Raw genomic sequence first — 2,364 nt, 5'->3', positions numbered from 1 at the left:
CCTCTTCTTCTAACCCCTGCCAACTGAATTCTGTCACCTTGCCGGTGCTTGGTGGCATCTGGATCTTGGCATGGAGCTCTACCGGCTCGTTCACACTGACTTCCGCACGCTCGCCATCATTGGCCATAAGATGAATCACCGGCTGCAGCCCCTTGCGCTGGGCGGCCCCGTTCTTAAGAACAACTTGTCCCAGTTCAATACCAAAGCGTGAGGAACGCTTGGGTTTGATCCCACGTTCAGCCCAGGCCATCATGTCTAACAATGCTTGGTTAAAGATACCAGCGACAAGACCTCTTCTGCTGTGACCGCCCTTTTCCTGATAATAGAGCCGCACCATGTCCTTCGCCTTGCCAATCCCCAACGCCTCTTCGATGACATCGGCATAACCAGCAACCCAAGCAGGGAATGCCGCCCTGTCCGATAGATTGTGAAAAATCATCGTCTTGGTCGTAATGTTACCCGACTCGAGCACACCGGCCGCCTGACGGACAGTAATCACATCGGCGACACTGAACGGACGCTGTGGGTATTTCGGCGAGCCGTCTGCGTTGCGATATTGATCGTAGTGAGCGTATCCAGGCACGATTGTGTGCCGGGGATAATAATACGCGGCGAGTAGAAAGCGATTGTTTACACGGATCTTCCCATCCACTTCCACGGCATCAAGAAGAATCTGACTATTGCTCCCCGAAAGCTCCAGCAGACCTGTTGTTCTATTCAGGTCACCCGAAAGAGCACCAAAAGCTATAGAGCTTGATGCATCAGGATCTAACGCTCTCGTCACCCCATCAGCGGCGTACACATAGTAGCGTTCGCCATTCGTCCCAATGGGATGATTGGGGACAGAGGGAATGGTTGCCGGATCTAGCTGAATCGACACAATCGCATCGTCGTCATCGTAATTAATAGCGGTGACGGTGGCGAAACCATCCATCTTCGCCGCTTCCAGATAATCGGGCGGATTGGTGCCGACATAGCCTGGATCACCTGAATCCCAAAAATCGGACTCGTAGGTTGGATCGAGCTTGAAGATATCGTTCGTACCGGTAATCGGCACATAGGGGCTCAACCCAAAGCCGGGAAAGTTAAAGCCGAGTGTCACAGGGAGTTCGTTGAGCGGGAAGCCAGCGTTGAGCAACTCGTTGAGCACGGATTTCTCTTCGTCATTAAGCCCACTATAGAGCAGTGCCCTTTCATCCCGGGTAAGTCCGTCGGTAGCGTTAACCCCGTTTCCGACCTCGCGCAGGAATGAGAGCTGCTCTCGTTTTGCTTCTGGAAGCGCAAGCATATAGTGTGCCTGCCACTGGAAGCTGTGAGTCGGATTGCCACGGGTTGCGGGGCACACCACGACGATGCCATCCCAAACTCCGACCTGACCCTCGGCCGCACCCTGTGCCATCTGACCGCCACCGCTGCAGCCCCAGTAGTAATTGTAGATTTTATCGGTATTACCATAATGTGCGTTAGCCAGACTCTCCGCGACCTTGGTAGCCGCCGCATGGTGGCGGAAATGCCCCGGAGCGTTACTCTGACTGGCATTCACATGGTTCACGGTAAATGCACCATTGGTGAATGCTAACCGATTGTCGACGATTGAATTAGCCGTCGTAGGATGCTGCCACTGCATTGAACGGTTCTGCCAATATTCGTGACCTGGAAATCTTAAAGTGTACTCCTGTTGATTGAGAGTCGGGCTGATCGTGACACCTGATGGCAAAGGCGTTTCCCTTGCGGGGAAGTACCCGGAGACCTCCATGTAAGGGATGAGCGGCCCATCAGGCACCTGGTATGTCAGAGACTCCGTATTGGTGACGACAAAGCTGCTTTCACGATAGTAAGGATCACTGCAGTCTGCAGTAATATTCAGTTTCGGCTCGACTTCAGCGAGAAGCGTGAACTGAGTTGGAGGATCAAACTCACAATCCTCAGCGACTGCGGGCAAGGATAATAGGATGCTGGCCACGGTAACCATTCCGGCACCAGCGAATAAACGAGCGCTCGACTTACCTCGTTTGTAAGCGCCTGTTTTGTCGCGAGTCGTGTCGCGAGATACAAAAACCTTGGGCATATCAACTTTCCTTATTATTGGTTATATAAGTTGTTACTCTTGATTACGGTCTCAATCATCAATTGTGAGACCCAGGCTCCCAAGGCCAGAGTAGCCAGGGAAGAAGTCACTTAAAATTAAAGTGACCAAGTAAGCTTATACAGTACAAGGAAAGGCTCTCAGATAGATTTACGATATAAAAATGATGGCTTATTTCTTCTGTTAATAGATATGGGGATGAGGTGGCGGGATGGCATTACGCTTTTTATGTGCTCACAAGACTCTCTAAAAGTTTCCAAGATTAGCCAAAGACCGGA

1 protein-coding gene is annotated in these 2,364 nt (G+C 51.5%); it reads right to left on the bottom strand.

Going from position 1 to position 2,364, the window contains the following annotated elements:
- A partial coding sequence (locus tag ACTG33_RS17020) for a hypothetical protein (protein WP_439136447.1) occupies positions 1-2,068 on the bottom strand: 2,068 nt, incomplete at its 3' end.
- Positions 2,069-2,364 lie beyond the last annotated feature (296 nt).

The sequence above is a fragment of the Pseudomaricurvus sp. genome (genome assembly GCF_965662505.1).
Taxonomy (GTDB): Bacteria; Pseudomonadota; Gammaproteobacteria; order Pseudomonadales; family Cellvibrionaceae; genus Pseudomaricurvus.
Note: the sequence above shows the minus strand (reverse complement) of the source record. Positions and strands in the feature narration are given on the sequence as shown.